General features: G+C 47.6%; 3 tRNA genes. All 3 read right to left on the bottom strand.

Annotated elements, in window-relative coordinates:
- Nucleotides 1–154 precede the first annotated feature (154 nt).
- A tRNA-Val gene (locus H2O73_RS20315) sits at nt 155–230 on the bottom strand.
- 33 nt (nt 231–263) lie between these two features.
- Nucleotides 264–339, bottom strand: a tRNA-Lys gene (locus H2O73_RS20310).
- Nucleotides 340–341: 2 nt separating this feature from the next.
- Nucleotides 342–417 (bottom strand) — tRNA-Glu (locus H2O73_RS20305).
- Between the last annotated feature and the right edge of the window lie 24 nt (nt 418–441).

The raw sequence follows: 441 nt of genomic DNA, 5'->3' as shown, positions 1-441 counted from the left end.
GATTATTTAGTCAGCTTTCCAAATTGTTAAAGAGCATATGAATCCCGAAGCAACGCTTCGACAATACATTTTCTAAAGACTTTCAGCGTCGAAAATTCCAACCACATACATTACTGAGTGGTTTGGATATCCTATTCCAAAAATACTTAGAGAATGGTGGGCGATACCGGGCTCGAACCAGTGACCCCCTGCTTGTAAGGCAGGTGCTCTCCCAACTGAGCTAATCGCCCACTAAAAGTTTTAATTCCTTCGTGGAGAAAGAATGGTGGGTCGTGCAGGATTCGAACCTGCGACCAATTGATTAAAAGTCAACTGCTCTACCAACTGAGCTAACGACCCAATGGTATCCCGTAGGGGAGTCGAACCCCTGTTACCGCCGTGAAAGGGCGGTGTCCTAGGCCTCTAGACGAACGGGACACTGCGTCGAAATACCTTGGGGGG

It is taken from the genome of Vibrio marinisediminis (assembly GCF_014050145.1).
Lineage (GTDB): Bacteria > Pseudomonadota > Gammaproteobacteria > Enterobacterales > Vibrionaceae > Vibrio > Vibrio marinisediminis.
The sequence above is the reverse complement of the archived record's forward strand: the minus strand, read 5'-3'. Positions and strand labels throughout refer to the sequence as shown.